1 protein-coding gene is annotated in these 310 nt (G+C 59.7%); it reads right to left on the bottom strand.

Features of this window, described 5'->3' with window-relative positions:
• Positions 1-310, bottom strand: a 310-nt coding sequence (locus BFP96_RS00695) for an RHS repeat domain-containing protein (RefSeq protein WP_139113298.1), incomplete at both ends; no start/stop codon positions are given.

Raw genomic sequence — 310 nt, forward strand, 5'->3', positions numbered from 1 at the left:
TACACTTCCTGGCTGCCATCGGCGTTGTGCACGTTGACGCTGCCGTCATCGCCCCATACATAGCGCGTGTCCATCTGTGAAAAACTGGCCCAGTGCCGGACACAGCGCGCGGCTTTACCAGACCTTTCCCACGCCCAAAAGAAACTTGCCCCACCGGCCAACTGCCGCTCAAGAATGACTTGCTCTTCGTCGTACCGATAAACCTCGCGTTCACCGACGGCATTGGTCGCCGACACCAGTCGTCCGGCGGCGTCGTAGGCGTAGGAAACGACGTTCTGCTCGGTCACCCACACGAAGGGTTCATGGCCTT

It is taken from the genome of Pseudomonas sp. 34 E 7, assembly GCF_900005715.1.
Classification (GTDB): Bacteria; Pseudomonadota; Gammaproteobacteria; order Pseudomonadales; family Pseudomonadaceae; genus Aquipseudomonas; species Aquipseudomonas orientalis_A.